Origin of the sequence: Tahibacter sp. (genome assembly GCF_032229445.1) — a bacterium.
GTDB lineage: Bacteria > Pseudomonadota > Gammaproteobacteria > Xanthomonadales > Rhodanobacteraceae > Tahibacter.
In genome coordinates this window covers 51,611-74,020 of the sequence record NZ_JAVTWC010000127.1, presented here as the reverse complement: position 1 = coordinate 74,020, position 22,410 = coordinate 51,611, and the positions used below count along the sequence as shown (strand labels likewise).

General features: G+C 64.9%; 25 protein-coding genes and 1 tRNA gene. 8 read left to right on the top strand and 18 right to left on the bottom strand.

The features are described from left to right. Positions 1-153: 153 nt before the first annotated feature. Genes RUU78_RS24505 through RUU78_RS24495 form a run of 3 tightly spaced genes read right to left on the bottom strand, consistent with a single transcriptional unit; the run spans position 154 to position 4,550 of the window. Positions 154-531 carry a thioredoxin family protein gene (locus tag RUU78_RS24505; RefSeq protein WP_313920409.1) on the bottom strand — a complete coding sequence of 126 codons (378 nt, stop codon included), beginning with the start codon at positions 529-531 and terminating at the stop codon, positions 154-156. A gap of 31 nt (positions 532-562) precedes the next feature. Further along, positions 563-1,930: a bifunctional UDP-N-acetylglucosamine diphosphorylase/glucosamine-1-phosphate N-acetyltransferase GlmU gene (glmU, locus tag RUU78_RS24500; RefSeq protein ID WP_313920408.1), complete on the bottom strand. Its 1,368-nt coding sequence runs from the start codon at positions 1,928-1,930 to the stop codon at positions 563-565. A gap of 40 nt (positions 1,931-1,970) precedes the next feature. Next, positions 1,971-4,550: a glycosyltransferase gene (locus RUU78_RS24495; protein ID WP_313920406.1), complete on the bottom strand. Its 2,580-nt coding sequence runs from the start codon at positions 4,548-4,550 to the stop codon at positions 1,971-1,973. Positions 4,551-4,638: 88 nt separating this feature from the next. Between RUU78_RS24495 and RUU78_RS24490 the strand changes: the two genes are divergently transcribed. Continuing rightward, positions 4,639-5,400: an ABC transporter permease gene (locus RUU78_RS24490; RefSeq protein WP_313920405.1), complete on the top strand. Its 762-nt coding sequence runs from the start codon at positions 4,639-4,641 to the stop codon at positions 5,398-5,400. After that, a complete protein-coding gene (locus tag RUU78_RS24485; RefSeq protein WP_313920404.1) occupies positions 5,400-6,089 on the top strand; it encodes an ABC transporter ATP-binding protein in 690 nt (229 codons plus the stop codon). The genes RUU78_RS24490 and RUU78_RS24485 overlap by 1 nt, the downstream gene beginning before the upstream one ends. On the opposite strand, the gene RUU78_RS24480 is transcribed toward RUU78_RS24485, so the two are convergent. Next, positions 6,086-6,889 (bottom strand): hypothetical protein, encoded by an 804-nt coding sequence (locus RUU78_RS24480; RefSeq protein WP_313920403.1) that lies wholly within the window; start codon positions 6,887-6,889, stop codon positions 6,086-6,088. The genes RUU78_RS24485 and RUU78_RS24480 overlap by 4 nt on opposite strands. 253 nt (positions 6,890-7,142) lie before the next feature. On the opposite strand from RUU78_RS24480, the gene RUU78_RS24475 reads away from it, so the two are divergent. Beyond that, positions 7,143-7,538 (top strand): hypothetical protein, encoded by a 396-nt coding sequence (locus RUU78_RS24475; protein WP_313920402.1) that lies wholly within the window; start codon positions 7,143-7,145, stop codon positions 7,536-7,538. A 316-nt stretch (positions 7,539-7,854) separates the two neighbouring features. Here RUU78_RS24475 and RUU78_RS24470 read toward each other — a convergent pair whose 3' ends face one another. From RUU78_RS24470 to RUU78_RS24425, 10 genes are all read right to left on the bottom strand, one after another. Continuing rightward, complete coding sequence (locus RUU78_RS24470; RefSeq protein WP_313920400.1) at positions 7,855-8,280, bottom strand: F0F1 ATP synthase subunit epsilon; 426 nt, start codon at positions 8,278-8,280, stop codon at positions 7,855-7,857. An 86-nt stretch (positions 8,281-8,366) separates the two neighbouring features. Beyond that, positions 8,367-9,773: a F0F1 ATP synthase subunit beta gene (gene atpD, locus RUU78_RS24465; RefSeq protein ID WP_313920398.1), complete on the bottom strand. Its 1,407-nt coding sequence runs from the start codon at positions 9,771-9,773 to the stop codon at positions 8,367-8,369. A 148-nt stretch (positions 9,774-9,921) separates the two neighbouring features. Then, a complete protein-coding gene (gene atpG / locus RUU78_RS24460) occupies positions 9,922-10,785 on the bottom strand; it encodes a F0F1 ATP synthase subunit gamma (RefSeq protein WP_313920396.1) in 864 nt (287 codons plus the stop codon). 82 nt (positions 10,786-10,867) lie between these two features. Continuing rightward, positions 10,868-12,415 carry a F0F1 ATP synthase subunit alpha gene (atpA, locus tag RUU78_RS24455; RefSeq protein WP_313920395.1) on the bottom strand — a complete coding sequence of 516 codons (1,548 nt, stop codon included), beginning with the start codon at positions 12,413-12,415 and terminating at the stop codon, positions 10,868-10,870. A gap of 214 nt (positions 12,416-12,629) precedes the next feature. Next, positions 12,630-13,163: a F0F1 ATP synthase subunit delta gene (locus RUU78_RS24450; RefSeq protein WP_313920394.1), complete on the bottom strand. Its 534-nt coding sequence runs from the start codon at positions 13,161-13,163 to the stop codon at positions 12,630-12,632. Positions 13,164-13,166: 3 nt separating this feature from the next. Next, entirely contained in the window at positions 13,167-13,637 is a 471-nt protein-coding gene (locus RUU78_RS24445; RefSeq protein WP_313920392.1) for a F0F1 ATP synthase subunit B, read from the bottom strand. A gap of 102 nt (positions 13,638-13,739) precedes the next feature. Further along, on the bottom strand, positions 13,740-14,009 hold the full coding sequence (gene atpE, locus RUU78_RS24440; protein WP_313920390.1) for a F0F1 ATP synthase subunit C: 270 nt from the start codon (positions 14,007-14,009) through the stop codon (positions 13,740-13,742). Between the two features lie 65 nt (positions 14,010-14,074). Then, on the bottom strand, positions 14,075-14,896 hold the full coding sequence (gene atpB, locus RUU78_RS24435) for a F0F1 ATP synthase subunit A (protein ID WP_313920388.1): 822 nt from the start codon (positions 14,894-14,896) through the stop codon (positions 14,075-14,077). A 10-nt stretch (positions 14,897-14,906) separates the two neighbouring features. Beyond that, complete coding sequence (locus RUU78_RS24430; protein WP_313920386.1) at positions 14,907-15,275, bottom strand: ATP synthase subunit I; 369 nt, start codon at positions 15,273-15,275, stop codon at positions 14,907-14,909. A gap of 137 nt (positions 15,276-15,412) precedes the next feature. Further along, positions 15,413-16,336: a hypothetical protein gene (locus RUU78_RS24425; RefSeq protein WP_313920385.1), complete on the bottom strand. Its 924-nt coding sequence runs from the start codon at positions 16,334-16,336 to the stop codon at positions 15,413-15,415. Positions 16,337-16,522: 186 nt separating this feature from the next. Here RUU78_RS24425 and RUU78_RS24420 point away from each other — a divergent pair, with 186 nt between their 5' ends. The 4 genes from RUU78_RS24420 to RUU78_RS24405 all read left to right on the top strand — a co-directional run bounded on the left by RUU78_RS24420 (position 16,523) and on the right by RUU78_RS24405 (position 19,842). Continuing rightward, positions 16,523-17,494, top strand: a complete 972-nt coding sequence (locus RUU78_RS24420; protein ID WP_313920383.1) for a cyclic nucleotide-binding domain-containing protein — start codon at positions 16,523-16,525, stop codon at positions 17,492-17,494. 20 nt (positions 17,495-17,514) lie between these two features. Next, a complete protein-coding gene (locus RUU78_RS24415; RefSeq protein ID WP_313920382.1) occupies positions 17,515-18,615 on the top strand; it encodes an FHA domain-containing protein in 1,101 nt (366 codons plus the stop codon). Positions 18,616-18,655: 40 nt separating this feature from the next. Continuing rightward, positions 18,656-19,231 (top strand): STAS domain-containing protein, encoded by a 576-nt coding sequence (locus RUU78_RS24410; RefSeq protein WP_313920380.1) that lies wholly within the window; start codon positions 18,656-18,658, stop codon positions 19,229-19,231. A gap of 158 nt (positions 19,232-19,389) precedes the next feature. After that, positions 19,390-19,842: an MAPEG family protein gene (locus RUU78_RS24405; protein ID WP_313920379.1), complete on the top strand. Its 453-nt coding sequence runs from the start codon at positions 19,390-19,392 to the stop codon at positions 19,840-19,842. A gap of 113 nt (positions 19,843-19,955) precedes the next feature. Here RUU78_RS24405 and RUU78_RS24400 read toward each other — a convergent pair whose 3' ends face one another. The 4 genes from RUU78_RS24400 to RUU78_RS24385 form a co-directional block, all read right to left on the bottom strand. Then, on the bottom strand, positions 19,956-20,357 hold the full coding sequence (locus RUU78_RS24400) for a phasin family protein (RefSeq protein ID WP_313920378.1): 402 nt from the start codon (positions 20,355-20,357) through the stop codon (positions 19,956-19,958). Positions 20,358-20,525: 168 nt separating this feature from the next. Further along, positions 20,526-21,074, bottom strand: a complete 549-nt coding sequence (locus RUU78_RS24395) for a chalcone isomerase family protein (RefSeq protein WP_313920377.1) — start codon at positions 21,072-21,074, stop codon at positions 20,526-20,528. Between the two features lie 79 nt (positions 21,075-21,153). After that, the gene (gene queD / locus RUU78_RS24390; protein ID WP_313920376.1) at positions 21,154-21,510 is read right to left on the bottom strand and encodes a 6-carboxytetrahydropterin synthase QueD; all 357 of its coding nucleotides are present in this window, start codon (positions 21,508-21,510) and stop codon (positions 21,154-21,156) included. A gap of 52 nt (positions 21,511-21,562) precedes the next feature. Beyond that, positions 21,563-21,639, bottom strand: a tRNA-Met gene (locus RUU78_RS24385). 143 nt (positions 21,640-21,782) lie between these two features. On the opposite strand from RUU78_RS24385, the gene RUU78_RS24380 reads away from it, so the two are divergent. After that, positions 21,783-22,328 carry an RNA pyrophosphohydrolase gene (locus RUU78_RS24380; protein ID WP_313920375.1) on the top strand — a complete coding sequence of 182 codons (546 nt, stop codon included), beginning with the start codon at positions 21,783-21,785 and terminating at the stop codon, positions 22,326-22,328. Positions 22,329-22,410 lie beyond the last annotated feature (82 nt).

The following is a 22,410-nucleotide window of genomic DNA, read 5'->3' as shown; positions in this document are numbered from 1 at the left end:
ACACGCGGCGTGCTTTTGCGGCGGCGCGTTGCAGAACGGCCCAGGCGCCGTACTTGCGCGGGCACGATCGCAGCCGGTTGGCGGACGCACACCACGCCGCTGCTGCGGGTCACACCGTGGTCACGTTCATCTGTGCCGCACGGCGCGTCGGGCTCACGCCGCGTCGCGCGCCAGGATGCCGTCGATCGCGGTGCGGAATACCTCGGTGCCGGGCCAGCTCGTGATGCGGCCGAGGCGCTTGCCGTGGGCGAAGACGAAGAAGGTCGGTATGCCGTGCAGACCAAAGCGCGTGGCCATCGCTTCGTCGTCGTAGACATTGCAGTGCAGCCAGCGCACCTGAGGCCAGTTCAGGCGTTCGGGCCGGGCCAGCATCGCGCGCTTGGCGATATCGCAGTTGGGGCAGTCGCGCCCCCAGAGAAACAGCACGTCGAGCGCCGCGCTGCCGTCGGCGAGCACGGCATCGAGTTCGCCGCTGTGCACGCGCCGCATCGCGAAGCGGTCGAAGAAATCGGGGACGGTGGTGTCGGTCATGCGGTTCCTCGCGTCGCGCCCCAGCTTTTGTTCACTTTTGCTTCGTCGGCCGCTTCCAGCTGGGCCGGCTTTGCTGACGCGCGCGCCCCACCGTGAGCTCGTTGTCGGGTGCGTCCTTGGTGATGACCGAGCCGGCGCCGATGGTCGCGTTCGTGCCGATCGTGACCGGCGCGACGAGTGCACTGTTGGAGCCGATGAAGGCGCCGTCGCCGATCGTCGTCGTGGATTTGTTCACGCCGTCGTAGTTGCAGGTGATGGTGCCTGCGCCGACGTTGACGCCGACGCCGATGACTGCGTCACCGAGATAGCTCAGGTGGTTGGCCTTGCTGCCGCTGCCGAGCACGGCTTTCTTGGTCTCGACGAAGTTGCCGATGTGCACGCCGGCGGCGAGATCGGTGCCGGGGCGCAGGCGTGCGTACGGTCCGATCAGGCAGGGGCCGTGCGTCACCACGCCGTCGAGGTCGCAGTGCGCGTGGACGCGGGTTCCCGTGGCCAGCGAGGAATCCTTGATGCGGCAGAACGGGCCGATGCTGACGTCGTCGCCCAGCTGCACGCTGCCTTCCAGGATCACGTCGACGTCGATCTCGATGTCGCGGCCGACGGTGACGCTGCCGCGCAGGTCGAAGCGCGACGGATCCGCGAGGCGCACGCCGGCACCGCAGAGCAGGCGTGCCTGGCGTCGCTGGTAGTGGCGTTCGAGCTCGGCGAGCTGCCACGGATCGTTCGCGCCGAACGCTTCGTGCGGATCGGTGCAGATGGCGCAGGCGGTGGGGTCGCCGTCGGCAGCGGCGAGCGCGAAGACGTCGGTGAGGTAGTACTCGCGCTGCGCGTTGTCGTTGCTGATGCGTGCGAGCCAGTCGCGCAGATGTCGCGCGGAGGCCGCGACGATGCCGGTGTTGACGAGGCCGATGGCGCGCTGTTCGTGGCTGGCATCCTTTTCCTCGACGATGGCGCGGACCTGGCCGAGCCCGTCGCGCACGATGCGGCCGTAGCCGCTGGGGTCGATCAGGTCGGCGGCGAGTACGGCGAGGTTCGCCGCGGACTGCGCGAGCGGACGCAAGGTGGTGGGCGTGATCAGCGGCACGTCGCCGTAGAGCACGAGCACGCGCGCGTCGTCGGGAATCGGCGGCAGGGCGAGCCTCACGGCGTGGCCGGTGCCGTGCTGTTCGGCCTGCAACACCCAGGTCAGGTCGGTCGCGTCGGCGAACGCGGCCTGCACCTGGTCACCGCGATGGCCGTAGACCACATGGATCGCGGCCGGCGCGAGCGCGCGTGCGCTGTCGATCACCTGCGCGAGCATGGGCCGCCCGGCCAGCGGCAGCAGCACCTTGGAGCGGGCGGATTTCATGCGTTTGCCTTCGCCGGCGGCGAGGACAATGACGTGCAATGGTGCGGACATGGTCGGCCTCGAAGTCATGGCGGCAGCCGGGTGGCGAGGATTATTGCAGGCCGGCGGCGCGCAGTTGCGTCAAGCGCTCGCGGATCGCCGCGGCGCTCGCGGCCGGGCCGAAATCGCGCTGCAGCGTGTGCCGCGCGGCGTCGCCGACGCGGCGCGCCTCGGCCGGATCGGCGGCGAGCCGGCGCAGATGCGCGGCGGCGGCCGCGATGTCGGGCTCGGCCCAGTGCTGGGCGTGCCAGTCGGGATATTCGCCTTCGGCCACGGGCACGAGCCGGTACGGCACGAGGCAGCTGTTCGATGCGTGCATGAACTGCAGGTTGCCCGAGTACGCGGTCGCCACGACGGGCTTGCCCTGCGCCATGCACTCGGCCAGGCCCAGGCCGAAACCTTCGGAGCGATGCAGCGAGACGTAGGCGTCGCAGCACGCCTGCAGCGCCCACATGCCTTCGCGATCGAGAAAGCCGTCGCGCACTTCGATGCGATCGTCGCCGGCGGCGGCGTCGACGAGCACGCGCAGCGCGGCGGGCAGGCGCTGGCCGTTGATGGTCTTGAGCAGCAGGCGCACATCACGGCGTTCCGGCGGAAACGCGGCGCGGAACGCGGCGATTGCCGCCTGCGGGTTCTTGCGCGTGATCCAGGAATTGAAGTCGAAGCTCGCGAGCACGACGAAGGCGTCATCGGGCAGATCCAGCGCGCGCCGCGGCAACGGCGGCTGCGCGGGTTGTCGCAGTGCGACCGGCATGACCTGCACCGGCTTGTCGGTGCACGCCGCGATGGCGTCGCGCACGAATTCCGACAGCACCCAGATCTCGTCGACGAGATCGAACGAGCCCAGCCAGCGCTGCGGAAATCGCTCGAGCTCCCAGAACCAGCAACCGATGTTGTAGCGGCCGGCGAATGCCGATGCGCCCAGGTGTGCGTGCACCACCGGCATCTGGTCGGCATTGATGCAGAACAGGTTGATGTCCTGCGGCATGCGTTCGTCGAGAAAGGCATCGAGGCGCCGGTCCTGCTGCCGGCTCGCGATGCCGATCTCGAAATTGCGCACGCTGAAGGGCAGCTGCGCATGCTGCAGCACGCTGGCGTAGTTGCGCAGGATCTCGGCCACGCCGAATTCGCCGCGCGCATAGCCGATCAGGTTGACGCCGTCGCACGCGCTGGGTGGCGCGACGGGCGCAGGCGCCGTGGTTTCCGGCACGGCCGGTACGAAGGCCTCGCGTTCGAGTCCGCGGCGCAGGCGGTGTCGCCAGGCCGCCGGCACCGTGCGGTACAGCGCGAGCGCCCAGCGGTGGCGGCAGCTCCAGTCGATCAGGGCGAGGCTCAGCGCGCTCAGGCGTGGCCAGGCACCCGCGGCGCGCATGCGGCCGGCCGCGTCCCAGTGCGGCGCCGAGGCGTGTATCCCCTGGCTGAAGGCGACGCGCACCGGTTCGATGTGGCGCGCGGGAATGCCGAATTCGCGCGTGGCGCAGCGCAAGTACCAGCGGATGAAGCCTTCGCGGCCTTCGCGTTCGCCCAGATCGAATGCGGCGTGCAGGTCGGGCCGCAGGCGCCAGGCGGCGTACATCAGGCGCGTGATCGGCGCGTCGGCACGCGCGGCGATCTCGTCGCAGGGTTCGTCGTAGCGCTCGCGTGACATGTGCCAGGGATCGGCGACGGCCTGGGCGCAGCCCTTGTCGAAGTGGTGGCGGTAGACCGCGCGTAGCGGTCGCGTCACCGCTTCGCCGTCGGCGAACGCGCCGAACGCGTAGGGAATGAGCCGATACCGCGCGTGGCCATTGGCACGCAGGCGCTCGAGATAGTCGTCGTAGAGCGTCCGCAGTGCGCCGAGGTTGCTGCGGCGATAGCGGTCCTGGTGGCGCGAGAACAGCTCCGGGCGATCCACGTCGACACCGCTGAAATGCACGAACACCAGCGGGTTTGCGTTGGCGCGCCAGTGTTCGCCATCGCGATGGACTTCGCGTTGCGCGAGGTTCCAGTAGGCGAGGTTGTAGCCGTCGTCGCGCAGGATGCACACGTCCGGGAACAGGCCCGGCGCGAGATCCATCCACTTCTGGTCGGTGAACAGGCCCGCGGCGGGGTCGGCGACGCAGCCGAATTCGAGCTTGTCGGCCCACCAGGTGATGAGCCGGTCCGCGGACGCGTGTGCGCCGATCGCGACGAAGCCCAGGTTGTAGGTGCCGCTCGTGAGGATGGCGAGTTCGCCGGGATGGCGGCCGTCGGTCATCGGTGCATTGAGGTGCGGGGTCAGCACCGCGAGCGCGCCGTTTCTTTCCAGCGCCTCGGCGACCGCCTGCAGCGGCGCGAGCACGTCGATGTCCGGATCCAGGTAGACCAGTCCCTCCTGCGCATGGCGCCGGCGCAGCCAGCGGAACACGTAGGGCTTGATCGCGGTATTCAGTTCGAGGATGTCGTAGCGGAACACGAAGGCGTCGAAATCGGGCAGGCCGAGTTCGTCGATACGGATCAGGTCGAACGGCGCGCCGGCCAGGTCGGCGTCATCGTGGCCACGGTCGGCGAGCGCGACGTAGCGGCGGCTCTGCGGGTGCTGCGTGGCGAGCGACTGCATCAGGGTCAGCGCATACGCCAGGTAGTTGCGCGAGACGATGGTGAAGAAGATCACGAAGGGTCCGATTCCGCGGCAGCACTGTTGCGGCGCGAAAGAATAGCGGATCCGTTATGCTCGCGCCGCCTCCCGCGCCGGACCGCGCATGCGCCTGCATTTCCTGGAACTGGTGTGGTTCAGCACCTACGCGGAGCTTCGCGCCGAACGCTCACGCAGCTATCTGGGACTGGCCTGGTGGCTGGTCGAGCCCGCATTGATGATGGCGGCGTTCTGGCTCGTGTTCGACCGCATCCTCGGTACCGGAGGGCCGGGCTACCTGCCGTTCCTGCTGATCGGCCTCGTCGTCTGGCAGTGGCTCAAGTCCAGTGTTGTGCATGCGGGCCAGGCGATCTGGCAGAACCTTGCACTGATCCACCAGGTGCGCATGCCGGTGCTGGTTTTTCCCTTCGTGCACTTTTTGGCCGACGTGATTAAGTTCGGCGTGGTCTTCGTGCTGCTGCTGGCGGTGCTGTGGCTTGCGGGCTATCCGCCGAACGCCGCGTATCTGAGCCTGCCGCTGCTGCTGCTGTGCATGGCGCTGTGCGCGGTAGGCGGCGGCCTGCTGTTGGCCGCGCTGATGCCGCTGCTGCCGGATCTGCGCTTCGTCGTGGAACAGCTGCTCACGGTGCTGATGTTTCTTTCCGGGGTGGTGTTCGCGCTGGAACGTGTGCCGGCGCCGTACGCGGAGTGGCTGGCATGGAATCCGGTATTGATGCTGCTCGATGCGCTGCGCGGCGTGCTGCTGCACGGCCGCTGGCCCGACTGGATGGCGCTGTTGCGCGTGGCCGCGAGCGCGCTGGCGCTCGCCGCAGTGGGCGTCGTCTGTGTGCAGCGGCTGGCGCCGCGCTATCCGAAGATCGCGGTCTGATGGACAGCGTGATCAGTCTCCAGAACGTCGGCGTCGCCTTCGGCATGCAGCGGCGCCTGGGCGGTGCACGCCACTGGGCGTTGCAGGATGTAAGCCTGGAACTCGAGCGCGGCCGGCGCCTCGGCGTGGTAGGGCGCAACGGCGCGGGCAAGAGCACGTTGCTGCGCGTGCTCGCAGGGATCCTGCAGCCCGACCGCGGCCGCATCGAGCGCGCGGATGCCAGCTGCCAGTTGCTGTCGCTGTCGCTGGGGTTCGTGCCGCACCTGTCGGGGCGCGACAACGCGATCCTCTGCGGCCTGCGCCTGGGCCTGCGTCGGCGCGACATCGATACGCGGCTTGCCGCGATCCACGACTATGCCGAACTCGGCGACTTCTTCGACCAGCCGGTGGCGAGCTATTCCAACGGCATGCTGTTGCGCCTCGGATTTTCGGTCGCGCTGCAGGCGCAGCCCGACGTGCTGCTGCTCGACGAACTGCTCGCCGTCGGCGACGCGGATTTCCAGCGCAAGTCGGCGCAGGCGATCCACGAACGGATCCATGCCGGCACGACGGTCGTGCTGGTCAGTCACGATGAAGACAAGATCGCAGATCTCTGCGACTGCGTGCTGTGGATAGAGCAGGGCCGCAGCGTGATGTATGGGGATTGCGACACGGTGCTGGCGGCGTATCGCGCTGCGGCGTTGGGTTAGGGTTCGAAGCCGTCGGTGAACACCGTCTCCGTGTCGGGAACGACAAGGACCAGGTTGGCGATCGTGCCGCCCGGTAACGGCGTCGGTTGCTGCGATGGCGTGGGCGTGCAGTCGACGGGCGAGTCGATGAAGCTCAGCGAGCAGGGAAGGTCGGGCCATGGCGTGCCTGCCGTGTTCGCGAACGCCGGCTGCGGCGACGCGTACAGGCAGCAGCTCTCTGCAGGCAGTCCGCCGAGGGTGACCCGGCCCTCGGCATCGGTCTGCACTGATTTTCCGGGCAGCCGGTCTGGTGCCGGCGCGACGGCGACCGAGTAGTTCGCCGCCAGCAAGCCGCTCGCGGCGTAGACGACGCGACCGCTGAGCGGCGCGCCGCGTTCTGGCGCGCGGTCGAGGTCGCGCGGATGCGGCTGCAGGGCGAAGGCGGGCGCCGTGTAGGCAATCGTTTCCGCGTTGCAGATGCGATTCGCTCCGCCGCATTCGACGTCCTGCCAGGTGCGGTCGATCCAGCCTGCGTCGGCCTGGCGCGTTGCGATGACGACATCGTCGCCGGCAAATCCTTGGAGCGTATACCGGCCGTCGACACCGCTCGATGTGGTCTTGTCGGGCGCAAATCCCCACTGGCCGAAAATCGGCGATTGCAGCTGGCCGGCGCTGACGCGCGCGCCGGCAATCGGCAGGCCGAACGCGAACGAGGCATCGAGAAATGACGTATGCCGCGTGGCGATCTGGCCTCTGTCGAGAAGTCCGTCCTCATGCCGCGTTAGTTCGCGCTGTTCCGCGACATGACTGCTTTCCAGCATTGAACGCCGCAACGCCTGGCATGCGGCGACGTTGCAGCTCCAGGAGCTGGAACCATAGCCTCGAAGTGCAGGTGATCTCCGGGTAGCGTTTGGCCACGTGCCAGCAGGCTGAAGACCTCGTGTTCGAGCAATTGAGTTGCCTACAATCGAAGCCGGATCCTCTCGGCGCTGGACTGCCTCGGCGCAGAGCAATTCGAGCGCGCACGCGCCGCTTGAAGGGAGGACCTAGGGGCAAGGTCAGGAGAAAGCGACGATGAGTTTCGATCTACAGTTCGTATATTGCGGTCCCGGGCTCAAGTTCGACGATGAACTCCTGGAAGCTGGAATGAACTACGAAGGCCGGGCAACGGAAGAAGAGCAGTCCAGGATTCGTCGGCTTGCCGAGACTCTGGTCGAGTCGTTCGAAGGCGCGAGCTGGGGCGAAATGTCTGGCGGCATCGCAAAAGGAGCATGGGTTGAAAGCGATGAGCTTCCCGAGATAGACATTGGAGCGAAGGGGGCGTTTCTCTCGTCGAAGCCCGATCCGAACGATCCGGAGACACTCGATCTCTTCAAGAAGCTGTTGGCAGTGTTTGAGTCCTGTGGATACGTATGCGTCGACCTCCAGCGCGGGGCAGTTGTCAGGGCCAGCAGCTTCACGTTTGGCTGAGGGCCTTGAGTCAATATCCCTGGATGAGCCAATGCGCGTGCTTGACGCGGGTCAGGGATTGAAGCGGCCGCGAAAGATCCCGTCGGTTGCGGAATGGCGATGGTCAGACCGCCGAGCAAGCCGGCGGCTGCGGTTACAGCGGCGGGTGGGTGGTCGGGAAGCCGCAGGCCAACCCGTTGCTACGGCGCAGAAGATGATCAACGCAGCGATAAATCAGACGAAAAAACGCCGGCACGAGGCCGGCGTGGAGTGATGCAAAAGCGGTGCTGAATCGGTGCGCGGCGCTCGTGTGCAGGTCCGCGCTACCGTCGATGGATCAGTGCTTGAGCGCCTTGCGCAGACGCTCCAGCGCCTGCAGTTGCGCCATGGCCTGGGCGAGTTCCGCCTGAGCCTGGGCGATTTCCAGTGCGTCGGTGCGGTTGGCGAGCGCGCGCTCGGCTGCTTCCTTGGCCTTGTTCGCCGCGGCCTCGTCGAGATCCTTGGCGCGGATCGCGGTGTCGGCCAGCACGGTGACGACCTGCGGCTGCACTTCGAGAATGCCGCCGGAGACGTAGAAGAACTGTTCCTCGCCGTTTTCCAGGATCACGCGGACCTGGCCCGGCTTGAGGCGCGTGATCAGCGGCGCATGGCGCGGCGCGATGCCGAGTTCGCCGATTTCGCCGGTGGCCACGACCATCTGCGCCGCGCCGTGGAAGATCTCTTCCTCGGCGCTGACGATGTCGCAACGGATGGTGCTGGTCATATGTGCCTCGCTGGAATGCGCCGCGGTTTTTCAACGCGCGGCGCGAGTCCGGTCAATGTCGCTGCCCGATGCCGTCAAGGCCGGGATCAGGCCTTCTCGGCCATCTTCCTGGCTTTCTCGATCACTTCATCGATGCCGCCGACCATGTAGAACGCCTGCTCCGGCAGGTGGTCGCATTCGCCGTCGACGATCATCTTGAAGCCGCGGATCGTTTCCTTGAGCGAAACGTACTTGCCCGGCGAACCGGTGAAGACTTCCGCGACGTGGAACGGCTGCGAGAAGAAGCGCTCGCACTTGCGCGCGCGCGACACGGCCTGCTTGTCCTCTTCGCTCAGTTCGTCCATGCCGAGGATGGCGATGATGTCCTTGAGTTCCTTGTAGCGTTGCAGCGTGCCCTGCACCTTGCGCGCGACTTCGTAGTGGTCGCTGCCGATCACGTTCGGGTCGAGCTGACGGCTGGTCGAGTCCAGCGGATCGACCGCCGGATAGATGCCGAGCGAGGCGATGTTGCGCGACAGCACGACGGTGGCGTCGAGATGGGCGAACGTGGTCGCCGGCGACGGGTCGGTCAGGTCGTCCGCGGGCACGTAGACGGCCTGGATCGAGGTGATCGAGCCCGTCTTGGTCGAGGTGATGCGTTCCTGCAGCACGCCCATTTCCGCGGCCAGCGTCGGCTGGTAGCCCACGGCGGACGGCATGCGGCCGAGCAGCGCGGAGACTTCGGTACCGGCCAGCGTATAGCGGTAGATGTTGTCGACGAACAGCAGCACGTCACGGCCCTTGCCCGACGCGTCCTTCTCGTCGCGGAAGTACTCGGCCATGGTCAGGCCGGTCAGCGCGACGCGCAGGCGGTTGCCCGGCGGCTCGTTCATCTGGCCGTACACCATCGCGACCTTGTCGAGGACGTTGGAGTCCTTCATCTCGTGGTAGAAGTCGTTGCCCTCGCGGGTACGCTCGCCCACGCCGGCGAACACGGACAGACCCGAGTGCGCCTTGGCGATGTTGTTGATGAGTTCCATCATGTTGACGGTCTTGCCGACGCCGGCGCCGCCGAACAGGCCGACCTTGCCGCCCTTGGCGAACGGGCAGACCAGGTCGATGACCTTGATGCCGGTTTCCAGCAGCTCGTTGCTCGAGGACTGCTCGGCGTAGCTCGGCGCGGCGCGGTGGATGACCCAGCGTTCCTGCTCGCCGATCGGGCCGCATTCGTCGATGGGATTACCCAGGACGTCCATGATGCGGCCGAGCGTCTTCACGCCGACCGGCACCTTGATGCCTTCGCCGGTGTTGACCGCGATCAGGTTGCGCTTGAGTCCGTCGGTGGAGCCCAGGGCAATCGTGCGCACGATGCCGTCGCCGAGCTGCTGCTGCACTTCCAGCGTGATTTCGGTGCCTTCGACCTTGAGTGCGTCGTACACCTTCGGTACCTGGTCGCGCGGGTATTCGACGTCGACCACGGCGCCGATGATCTGAACAACTTTGCCCTGGCTCATAGGGGAACTCCGATGCTTTGAACTGTTTTACGGCGAACCCGTTGGTCTGCCGTTTGGTTGAGTTGAGAGTGAAGAGAAGTGAGAAGTGAGTGGTCGCGATTCCGCGCACGCTTACTCTTTTCTCACTTCGTTTCCCTCTTTCCTGTTTTCAGACCGCTGCCGCGCCGCCGACGATTTCCGAGATTTCCTGCGTGATCGCGGCCTGGCGTGCCTTGTTGTAGATCAGCGACAGCGATTCGATCGCCTTGGTCGCGTTGTCGCTGGCGGACTTCATCGCGACCATGCGCGCAGCATGTTCGCTGGCAAGGTTTTCCAGGGTCGCCTGATAGACCAGCGACTCGATGTAGCGCGTCAGCACGTGATCGAGGACGATTTCCGGACCCGGTTCGTAGATGTAGTCCCACTCGTGCGACGTGGTCAGGCCGTTCGACGGCGGCAGCGGCAGCAGCGTGTCGATGGTCGGCTTCTGCGTCATGGTGTTGACGAAGTCGTTGTAGACCAGCTTGAGCTGGTCGACGCGGCCTTCGGTATACGCGTCGAGCATGACCTTGATCACGCCGATCAGCGCGGCGACCTGCGGCTTTTCGCCCAGGTGCGTGGCAGAGCCGACGAGGTTGACCTTGAGCCGGCGGAAGAAGGTGTTGGCCTTCGTGCCGATCGCGATGATGTCGATCTCCACACCGCGGTCGCTGAGTTCGCGGATCTCGTTGAGCACGCGGCGGAACAGGTTCGAGTTCAGGCCGCCGCAGAGGCCGCGGTCGGTCGACACCACGATGTAGCCGACGCGCTTGATTTCCTGGCGCGCGACCATGAACGGGTGCTGGTACTCGGTGTTCGCCTTGGCGATGTGACCGATCACCTGACGCATCAGGCGCGCGTACGGACGCGAGGACTTCATGAGGTCCTGCGCCTTGCGGATCTTCGAGGCCGAGACCATTTCGAGCGCGCGCGTCACCTTGCGGGTGTTCTGCACGCTCTTGATCTTGGTTTTGATTTCTCTGCCGCCTGCCATTGTCTCGCTCGCTATGCTGATTCAGTAAGTCCGATGCCGCCGGGTGAAACGGGACGCGCGGTTCGGCGCGTCCCGCGAAAGATCACCAGCTGCCCGTCTTCTTGAACTCGGCGATGCCGGACTTGAACACGCCTTCGATGTCGTTGTTCCAGTCGCCGGTGTCGACGATCTTGCTCATCAGGTCCGCATGGTTCTGGTGGAAGAACGCGTGCAGCCCCTTTTCAAACGCGAGGATCTTGTTGACCGGCAGGTCGTCGAGATAGCCCTTCTCGGCCGAGTACACCGACAGCGCCAGTTCCGCGATCGACAGCGGCGAGTACTGGTTCTGCTTCATGAGTTCGGTGACGCGCTGGCCGCGCTCGAGCTGTGCGCGCGTGGCGGCGTCGAGGTCGGAGGCGAACTGCGCGAACGCGGCGAGTTCGCGGAACTGCGCCAGTGCGAGCTTCACGCCGCCGGACAGCTTCTTGATGATCTTGGTCTGTGCGGCGCCGCCGACGCGGGACACCGAGATACCGGCGTTCACGGCCGGGCGGATGCCGGCGTTGAACAGGTCGGTCTCGAGGAAGATCTGGCCGTCGGTGATCGAGATCACGTTGGTCGGCACGAATGCGGACACGTCGCCGGCCTGGGTCTCGATGATCGGCAGCGCGGTCAGCGAACCGGTCTTGCCCTTCACTTCGCCATTCGTGAACTTCTCGACATATTCCTCGGAGACGCGGGAAGCGCGTTCCAGCAGGCGCGAGTGGAGATAGAACACGTCGCCCGGATACGCTTCGCGGCCCGGCGGACGGCGCAGCAGCAGCGAGATCTGGCGATAGGCTACGGCCTGCTTGGACAGGTCGTCATAGATGATCAGCGCGTCCTGGCCGCGGTCGCGGAAGTACTCGCCCATGGCGCAGCCGGAATACGGCGCGATGTACTGCAGTGCGGCGGATTCGGAAGCCGAGGCGGCGACGATGATGGTGTGGTCCAGCGCGCCGTTCTCTTCGAGCTTGCGCACGACGTTGGCGATCGAGCTCTGCTTCTGGCCGATCGCGACGTAGATGCACTTAATGCCGGTGTTTTTCTGGTTGATGATCGCGTCGATCGCCAGCGCGGTCTTGCCGGTCTGGCGGTCGCCAATGATCAGCTCGCGCTGGCCACGGCCGATCGGAATCATCGAGTCGACCGACTTGTAGCCGGTCTGCACGGGCTCGTCGACCGACTTGCGCCAGATCACGCCAGGCGCGACCTTCTCGATCGGCGAGAGGACTTTCGCGTTGAGAGGACCCTTGCCGTCGATCGGGTTGCCGAGCGAATCGACTACGCGGCCGAGCAGTTCCGGACCGGTCGGCACTTCGAGAATGCGGCCGGTGGTCTTGACGGTGTCGCCTTCACGCAGGTGCTGGTATTCGCCCAACACGACCGCGCCGACCGAATCGCGCTCGAGATTCAGCGCGAGGGCGAAGGAATTGCCCGGCAGCTCGATCATTTCGCCCGACATCACGTCGGCGAGACCGTGGATGCGAACGATGCCGTCGGCCACCGAGGTGATGGTGCCTTCGTTGCGCGCTTCGGCCGTGGCCTGGAACTGCTGGATGCGGCTCTTGATGAGCTCGCTGACTTCGGACGGGTTGAGCGTGGTTTGCATGGGGTTTCTCGCTTGAGGCGAATCACAGATCCGCCGACATGACGACAATTTTTCTATCGATTCTTCAAAAAAGCACGTACCGGGCTTTGCTTTTGGAGCCCCCTTGAGTCAAGGGGGCGCCTGATGCCGGCGCAGCCGGCGTCAGGCGGGGTTGTGGAGATCTGGTGCTCAGCATAGAAGCCGTGGTGCCAATGCTTTTTCGGAGCGTCCTGTTTCAGTGAGCCAAGGTCTGCGCCAAGCGCTCGAGACGGCCGCGTACCGATCCGTCGATGACGGTATCGCCGGCATCGATGATCGCGCCGCCGATGACCGACTCGTCGATGCTGCTGGTCAGTTCGATCTGCCGGCCGAAGCGCTTGGCCAGCGCGGCCTTGAGCGCCTCGGCCTGGTTCGCTTCCAGCGCCACGGCAGCGCGCACGTTGACCTTCAGCACGCCTTCGTCGGCGCGCCTGAGCGCGGCGAAGCCGTCGGCGACGTCGGCCAGAATCGGCAGACGGCGGTTCGCGGCGAGCGTGGCGACGAAGTTGGCGAATTCCGAGTCGGCTTTCTCGCCCTGCGGCAGGAACAGGCTGACGAGCTTGTCGCCGCCGAAGGCGGGATTGCCGATCAGGATCTGCACCTGCGGGTCGCGGGCGACCGCGGCGGCGAATTCGAGCTTGGACGACCATTCGGCCAGCGCGTTGGACTGGCGCGCCTGATCGAACGCGGCGCGGGCATACGGACGGGCGAGGCTTTCGGCGCTGCTCATGGATCAGATCTCTTTGGCCAGGGCGTCGAGCAGGTCGCGGTGGCGGGCCGGGTCGATCTCGCGCTTCAAGATCTTCTCGGCACCGGAAACGGCGAGCGAGGCGACCTGCTGGCGCAGGATCTCGCGAGCCTGGTGCGACAGCGATTCGATCTCGGCCTGGGCCACGGCCTTCTGGCGCGCGCCTTCGGCGACGGCATCGGTCTTGGCCTTGTCGACGATCTGGTTGTACTGCTGGTTCGCGCGATCGACGATATGCGTCGCTTCCTCACGTGCCTTGCGGATCTCGTCGGCGACGCGCGAATCGGCGTCCTTGAGCTCCTGGCGCGCGCGCTCGGCAGCGGCGAGGCCGTCGGCGATGGTCTTCTGTCGCGATTCGATGGCCGCGTTGAGGGGCGGCCAGATGAACTTCATCGTGAACCAGACGAGGATCCCGAAGGAGATCATCTGGCCGAAGAAGGTCAAGTTGATATTCATCGTATGACTCCTCAGGCAATCGCTACGGGCACGCCGCGAGGGCGTGACTGACGCACGCCGCGCAGTCAATCGACCGCGCGGTCATGCAGGCGATCCGCGCTATTACTTGACGGTCAGCGCGCTGAGCAGCGGGTTGCCGGTCGCGAAGTACAGGGCGACGGCCAGACCGATAATGAACGCGGCGTCGATCAGGCCGGCCAGCAGGAACATGCGGCCCTGCAGCATCGGCACGAGTTCCGGCTGGCGGGCGGCCGATTCCAGGAACTTGGAACCCATGATCGCGATGCCCAAGCAGGCGCCCAGGGCGCCCAGGCCGATGATGATGCCGATGGCGATGGCGGTCAGGCCCTGAACGTTGGCGATGAATTCCATGGTGAATCTCCTCAGAAGTCAGAAACGGAAAGTCAGGAAAAAAATGGGTGCAGCAACAAAACCGATCAATGGCTTTCGCGGGCGCCAGCGATGTAGACGACCGTGAGGATCATGAAGATGAAGGCCTGCAGCAGGATGATCAGGATGTGGAAGATCGCCCAGGCCGTGTTGGCGATGATGCCCGGCACGAAGGTGACCCAACCCGCCAGCAGGCCAGCGATCAGCATGAAAACGAGTTCGCCGCCGTACATGTTGCCGAACAGTCGCATGGCCAGCGAAACCGGCTTGACCAGCCACTCGATGATGTTCATGAAGAGATTGACCGGCGCCAGCACGAAGGCCAGCGGACCATGCGCGTGGAACGGCGCGGTCAGGAGTTCCTTGCCGAAGCCGAAGCCGCCCTTGGCGGAGAGGGCATGACCGATCAGGATGAAGAACACGGAGACCGACAAGGCCAACGTCGTGTTGAGGTCCGCGGTCGGAACCATACGGAAATAGGTGTGATGCGCGACTTCGGCCCCGGCGGTGCTGTGGATCAGCCAACCCGGCAGGTCGAGCGGAATCAGGTCCATGGTGTTCATGAACACGATCCACATGAAGATGGTCAGGGCGAGCGGGGTGACCGAGCGGCGGTCGCCGTGGAAGGTGTCCTTGACCTGGCCATCGACGAATTCGACGATGATCTCGACGAACGCCTGGCCCTTGCTTGGCACGCCGGCGGTCGCGTTGCGCGCCTTCAGGCCGAACCACAGTACGAAAAGCAGGCCCAGCACCAGCGAAACCAGCCAGGTATCCATATGGAAACCGGTACCCAGCTTGACCACGTTGTGGGTCAGGTGATGGGTGATGTATTCGTTCAGACCGCCTGTCGCTGCCTCGGTGCTCACAAGAACTCCGCTATTCCTTGAACCGCAGTCCTGCCAGATGCACCAGCAGGGCTGCCGTGAAACCCGTGATCACCGCGAGAGGCGGCAATCGCCATACGCTGAGAAGGCTGATCAATCCGCCTACCAGCAAGATCCATTTCAACAGCGTTCCCAGCAGCAATCCCCAGAATGCCGTCGGGCCGCTGAGCGCATCACTGCGAAACATGCGTGCGGCGAGCAGTATGGTTCCCAGCACCACGAGCATTCCGCCCGCCAGGGCGCCCGCCGCCGGACGCGTTCCCTGCGCCAGAAACAGCAATGCCATCAAAAGGGAAACTCCCGTCTGGGCGAACACGATCCGAGTGGCCAGTCGCCGGCCGGCGGCGATGGAATTTCTCACTGGGATTGCCCTGACGGTTGCCCGGTCTACGCACCGCACGGTACGCGCACCGGTCACTAAGCAGCGGGATTATATCAGCCGCTTTTGATGCGTCGCAACCAAAAAGGGGGCCAATTAGGCCTTGTGCCTGGCGGCCATCAGGGACTCACGGCGAAGCGGCAGAAGAAGTTCCAGATGTCGACGAAGTGGCCGGCTTCGTAGGTGTGGCCCCCGCCGAACACGTAGTAGTTCAGCGTGTCGTCCATGACCCAGCCGGCGGTTTCGAAGCGCGGCGGGTCCTGGACGGCGTTGTAGGGCGGGCCGTACATCGGATCGGCTGTGCCCAGGTGCAGGTCGAACGGCAATTTGCGCCCCTGCGTGTCCAGGCGCCCCTGGCACTGCTCCTCGGTGTCGCCCAGGCAGGCCAGGGCAAACAAGCGGCCGGCGCTGACCGAATACGCTGAGATATGGTTATCGTCCAGCGCCGGCACGGCGCCATTGACGAGCAGGTCGTGGGCGACATGGCCACCCGCCGAGAATCCCCACAGCTGGGTGCGGCTATCGTCGATGTTGTACGCGGCGCGCAGATCGGCCATGACGGCGGCGAGGAAGGTGTAGTCGTTCGGAGGCGCCGAGAAACCGTCCTTCCAGGAACCCGAAACGCCGTTCGCAACCGGCGCAGCGACGATGAAACCGCGCGTGGCTGCGACACTTTGCCACGTGTTGCGCACGTCCTGGGCGTAGAGGTCGGCATTGGCGAGGCTGCCGGCGGTGCCATGCAGGGTGACGACCAGGGGTGTTGCATAGGCTGGGTCGTAGTTCGGCGGTATATACAGATGGATCTTCTGCGTACCGTTGCCGAGTCCGGCGATCGACAGCGTGCGCAGCTGCGGCCCCGGTACTGCTCCGCCATTGCCATGGCTGGGGCGGGGTCGGACGTAATCACCGGCCTGCAGTCCGTTGCGGAAGATGCGGTCGTTGTTGCCGTTGCAGGCCCAGGTCGGCAGGCGCACGGTTGTGGCTGCACCCGCCGCATTGCAGCCGACCAGCGCGAGTAGCAGGAGTTTGCCGCGGATCGTCATTGCTGCCGCCCTCACCGTCGTTGCGTGCAAGTATCTGTGTGCCGCAGTGTGCGGGAACGCGGCGCAGTGCGCGTTAGCGGCGTGATCGCGGGCACACCCCGGAACGAACTTCGCGGCGCGGTTGCCGCTCAATTGAAGCGCTCGGCATAATCGGCCGATACCGCCGCGACAGGCAGGAAAGGCAGCATGGCCAAGGCAAACGACCTCTACATCGACGTTCCTGCAGGGCAGTATCTGTTTCGCGAGGGCGATGCCGGTGCGGAGATGTACATCGTCGAATCCGGTAGCATCGCCATCCTGCGTACTGCGCGTGGCAGCGAGCCGCTGGCCGTACTGGAGCCCGGCGACTTTCTGGGCGAGATGTCCGTGCTCGAAGACCAGCCGCGTTTTGCATCGGCGCTGGCCCAGAGCAACTGTCGCCTTCTGCGCATCGAGCGTGCCGCATTCGCCGAATTGCTGCGTCAAAATGTGGAAATTGCTGTGCGCATCATGCGCAAGCTTGCCCTGCGCCAGCGTCGCGCAGAGCAACGCATCAGCGAGTTGCAGCAGGAGTTGCAGTGTCTCCGAGCGGCGCCAGTAGTTTCAGCACCGGCACCGGCACCGGCACCGGCACCGGCAGCGGCACCAGCACCAGCACCAGCACCAGCCGCTCCGGCCGCAGCGCCTGTCGTGCCTGCAGGCGTGGCCGGAATGTCGTCGCCGCGTGCGGTGCCCGCCTCGGAAGTTTCGGCATCGGCCGCCATTCAGTCGCCGACACCGCCGGTAGCGCCGGCGCCGGTCGTGGCGCTTCCTCGCGCGGCTGCACCCGAAGCGGTGTCGGCTCGCCCAGTCGGCAGCATGGCGCTGGTGCATGCGGCCAGCGGCCAACGTTTTCCGCTGGAATCCGGACGCGACGAGTTTCTGGTCGGTCGCATCGATCCGGTCACCGGCATCACGCCTGAAGTCAACCTGGGCCCGCTCGATACCGCACGCAGCCTCAGCCGCCGCCACGCCAAGCTGCTGCGCCAGGGCGCGCTGCTGTTTCTGCGCGAGGAGGTCGGTACCGCCAACGGCACCTTCATCAATGGCCAGCGTCTGGCAACCGGCACGGCTACGCCCGTCAAGCCTGGCGATCGGCTGCGTTTCGGAACTATCGACGTAGAATTGGTCGCGCCTTGACGCGCGGCACGGAGAGCACCATGAGCAATGATCGTATCGCCGCACTGGAAGCCATCGACGTCAGCGCCGTCGAATCGCTCAAGACGCTCAAGTCCGAGCAAGACGTGCTCACTGAGCGTCTTGAGCAGTTGGAGGAAAAGCGCAGCGCCGTCGCCGAGGCGGTCTACCTGCGCGTGCGCGGCGACTACGAAACACGCAATCGTGAGATCGAGCTGAAAGCGGCCCCCCTGAAGCAGGAAGCGCGCGTGCAGTTCCTCGAGCTCAGTGGTCTGCTCGATCGCTATACCAGCGATCACGAGGCGATCACGCTGGACCGTCAGGAGATCGAGCTGCGCCATCAGCTGGGCGAGTTCGATGAGGGAGAGTTCAAGCGCCGCATCGACGACCTGGAGGCCGAGCTCGCCGCCCGTGCGGAGGCGCTCAAGCGCGCGCAGGAACTGAAGGGCAGGTTCCTTGACGCGTTCCATTCCGAGGCTGAGCTGCATGTGGCCGCATCGCCGCCTGCTGCGAAGCCGACTGCGAGTCCTGCGCCGGCGACTCCTGCGCCGGCGACACCCGGGCCGAGCGCGCCCACCGTTCCCGGCGGCTTTCGCACGATGGAAACCGATTTGGTCAGTGACCAGACGCAGGTTTTCGCGACGATGCCGCCGATGCCGCCGATGCCCCCGGCAGCGCCGCCGCCACAGGCTGCCGTTCCTGCCGCAACCGTCGCCGCGGCGAAACCCGTTCGGCCGCCAAGCGAAACGCAGATGATGCCTGTGCTGGATATTCCTCTGCCCACGCGCAACAGCGCTGCGCCTGCCGCCGCATCCGGCGCTACGGTGGTCGTGCGTGCCGCGCGCCTGGTCCCGCAGAATCCGGAAGCCGGCAAGAACAGCGTCGTGCTTAGCCTCAACGCCATCAGCATTGGTGCCGACTCCGGCAGCGACGTACGCGTCGGCGGTCCGGGCGTCGATCCTAAGCATGCGCAGCTCACCGTCAGTATGGCCGGCTACACGGTCGTCGACCTGGGATCTCCGCACGGAACACGAGTGAATGCAGAGAAGATCCGTGAGCGGCTGTTGCGTGACCAGGACGTGATCCAGATCGGCGCGGCACGCTGGGTCTTCCGAGAGGGCTGATACCGTGGCTGTCGAGCTTGCTTGTGGGCAGGAAGGACAGGTGCACATCGTTGCGCTGGGCGGACGCCTGGACGCGGATGGCGCGGTGGATGTTGAGCTCGGCCTGCAGGAACTCGAGGCTCAGGGCGCGCGCCATTTCGTGATCGATGCGGCCGGACTGATTTATGCGTCCAGCAGCGGATTGAAGTCGCTGTCGGTGTTCACTGCCCGCGTCGCACAGAACGCGGGATCGGTACGCCTGGCCGGCGTTCCCTCCGCATTACAGGCTGTGTTCAAGCAAGGTCTGGCGCAGCAGATTCCAACCTATCCCTCGCGAGTCGCCGCGTTGGCAGGGCATCCGGCGATCGGGATCGATCCGGGATTGGTGCAGGCAGTGTCGCGATTGGTCGGGGCCGGTTCCATCATGCCTGCGGGCGGAGCGTCTTCCGATCTGGCCGAGGCCGCCGCGCGATTGCTGGACGCCAAGGCAACGCCGGGCCAGCCCGCGGTGCCGCGTCCGCCGCGCGCACCGACGCCGTTGCCGCCCTCCCGCGAACCGCAACGAGACGCGGAAGCCGACCCGGATGCCGACGAGGGGCTTGGCGGCAAACTTCGCCGCCTGCTCGGACCCAAATAACGGAACTTCGACGAACCGTCGGAGGATGAATTTTGGTCGGCGAGTCCGGCGCAGGTCCATACTCGCCGCCGCCGATCTGGGATTTACGCGTTCGATTGCCAGCGGCACATCCCGGTGCGCGGACACCTCGGTGTTTTTCGAGGTGCATACATGGGCTTATGTGCCGGTCGATGGCCAACATATGTTTTTCTGTCCGTCCGATTGACCTCAAGGAGCCCCGCGTGACGATTGCCCTCTGGTGTATCTTGATTGCGGCGTTGCTGCCGCTCGTGTTCACGGCCGTCGCGAAATACGGGCACGAAGCCGGCATGCACAGGCTCAACCGTCAACCGCGCGTGTTTCAGGCGGAACTCACGGGATTTCGCGCGCGGGCGCATTGGGCGCATCTGAATTCAATCGAGGCATTCCCTCCGTTTGCGGCAGCGGTGCTGGTCGCGCAGTGGGTGCACGCGCCGCAGGGGCGCATCGATTTGCTTGCTGTGCTGTTTATCGTGTCCAGGCTGATCTACGGTGCGTTCTACCTGAGCGACCGCCCGCTGCTGCGTAGCCTGACCTGGGCTCTTGGGCTGGCCTGCATGGTCGGGCTTTTCGTAGTCGCCGCACTGGCCTGAGTGCACAAAGAAAAAGACCGGATGACTTGCGTCATCCGGTCCAAAGCGGCGCTACGACTACGGGGAGGGGGAGGGTCGTCGCAGCGCGGCTTGATGCTCGTTTCAGCTACTGCTTACTTGGTCACAGCGGCGGTAGCGGCTTTCTTGAACGAATCCACATTGGTCTTGATGGTTTCGTTGGTCGCGGCGAAGTTGGTCTTGGCCAGTTCGCCCATCGCTTCGCTGGTCTTGACGCTGATGCCGAAAACTTCCTGGCTGGTCGCGTAGGCCTTCTCGGCCGATTCCTTGGCCAGCGTGACGCCCTTCGGCCAGATAGCCTTGAGGCCGTCGAAATCGCGGACTTCCAGAGCTTCGGCCATGAACGCCGCAGTGGCGGTCGCGCTGTTTTCAATCGTCTTCAGCTGGAGGCCGGCGATCTTTTCGAAGTTCTGCAGAGCCAGGCCCTGCACCTTGAACGCGGCTTCGGCAAAGCTCTTGCTGAAAGCCAGCACCTGGTTGTTGTACTGCTCGATCATTGGCTTGCCCTCGTTAGGCGGTGTGTGGGGTGACGGGGCGCACTATAACGAGGGTTTTGTTGCGGTGCAACAGAAAATTTGAAGAATTTAGGCTCAGGTGGCAGTTAATCAGATTAACCTATTGATTAACAGTCAATTAATTTCGATTGGCTTGATTTGCGCGGCGCGTCAATTCCGGTCGATGCCGGCCAGCAATGCGGTTCGGAACTCGCGCGGCGACTTCTCGCCAATCCAGATCGACAGAAGCACGGAGTTGAATTCGACACCAGCGAGCTGTCCGGCGGGCTTGTCGTCCACGAAGATGCGCATGCCGGCATCTGGTATGTAGTCGAACAAGATGACCTGCCCATGACGAGCGCCGGCAAAGACATCGACAAATCGTTCGACGCCAGATTGGATGCGCTTCAGCTGTTCCGGCCCTGCTGCGGTGGCGAACGCTTTGCGCCAGTAATCGTCTACGCGCGTCTCATCAAGCGCCGGAATCTGCCAGACCACGGTGACGCGGTAGGCGCTGAGGCCAGACTGAAGCTGGTCCAGGCTGTGCACCGAGGCTGGTAAATAGAGTGCGGCTGCGTAAAACGGAACGAAGTTACGATCCAGTACGGCGGCGCCGGAAAGGCGCAGATTGGTGCCCACGCCCGGAACGTTGATGCGATCGGCGAAATCGTGGCCACCGACCGTGGCGGCCCGTATCCCCGGAGCGGTAAGCAGCAGCAAGAACGCAAGCCAGCGCGATAGGCACATATGGCACCGCCTGCAAGATGAGTGCGTAAATCTTATCTGCTTTTACAGATCGCTACGGACCCGCATAGCTGCAGCCCGAGGTGCACGTTTCGTGGACCAGGATCCGGCTCAGCAGCGGCAGGCCGGGTTTGAGCCGCGCCCAGATCCAGATGGCCAGATTTTCGCTGGTCGGGTTTTCCAGGCCGGCGATATCGTTGAGGCAGTGGTGGTCCAGGGTATCGAAGATCGGCGCGAACGCTTGCTTGATATCGGCAAAGTCCATGACCCAGCCGAGTTGCGGGTCTACCGGTCCGGAGACATGCACTTCGATACGGAACGAATGACCGTGCATGCGCGAACATTTATGGTCGGCGGGCACCGCCGGCAGACGGTGCGCGGCTTCGATCTGGAATGTCTTGAACAGATCCATCAGCACCGCGGCCGGGCCTTGCCGCGAATCGGCAAGGTTGCAAGGAATAAAGTGGTGGCTAGAGGCGGGATCGAACCGCCGACCTCAGCATTATGAGTGCCGCGCTCTGACCGGCTGAGCTACCTAGCCACTGGGGCAATTGTGCCCGAAAGAAGGGCGGGGATTGTAGCTTTGGCCCGGCGCGTGTCAAGCCGGATATGGCCGCGCTGCCTTGCTGGCTCCGCGTGCGCTGTGGAAGAATCGATCCAGCACGTATTTTCTGGAGTCGGCCGGTGATCGATCCCGATGGCTACAGGCCCAATGTGGGCATAGTCCTGTTGCGGGACGATGGTCGACTGTTCTGGGCTCGTCGTATCAACCGAGATGGTTGGCAGTTTCCGCAAGGTGGCATGCGCAGCGACGAAACGCCGCTCGAGGCCATGTACCGGGAGTTGCAGGAAGAGACAGGGTTGTTCCCTGAACACGTCGAGGTGCTCGCCGCGACGCCGGGGTGGCTGCGGTATCGATTGCCGCGCCGCTATCTGCGCCGCAATGAGCGGCCTGTCTGTATCGGTCAGAAACAGGTCTGGTTCCTTCTGCGCTTCCTGGGTGAAGAGCGCCATTTGCGCCTGGACGCAAACGAAAAGCCGGAGTTCGATATCTGGCGCTGGGTGGATTTCTGGTATCCGGCTCAGAACGTCGTCACCTTCAAACGGCAGGTCTACGAACGCGCGCTGCGCCAGTTCGCCCCCACCGTCGAAAATGCCTGCCGGGTGCGCCTTGAAGGCCCGTCGGTTGCGCTTCGCACCACATTGACGGTGCTGGCTGAGGTGGGCTGATCCGTTCGTTCATTCCTCCCGTAGGCCAGATCGGAAGGTTGTTGACACTCATTCGCATTTGCAGTCCAATGCTCGTCATTGG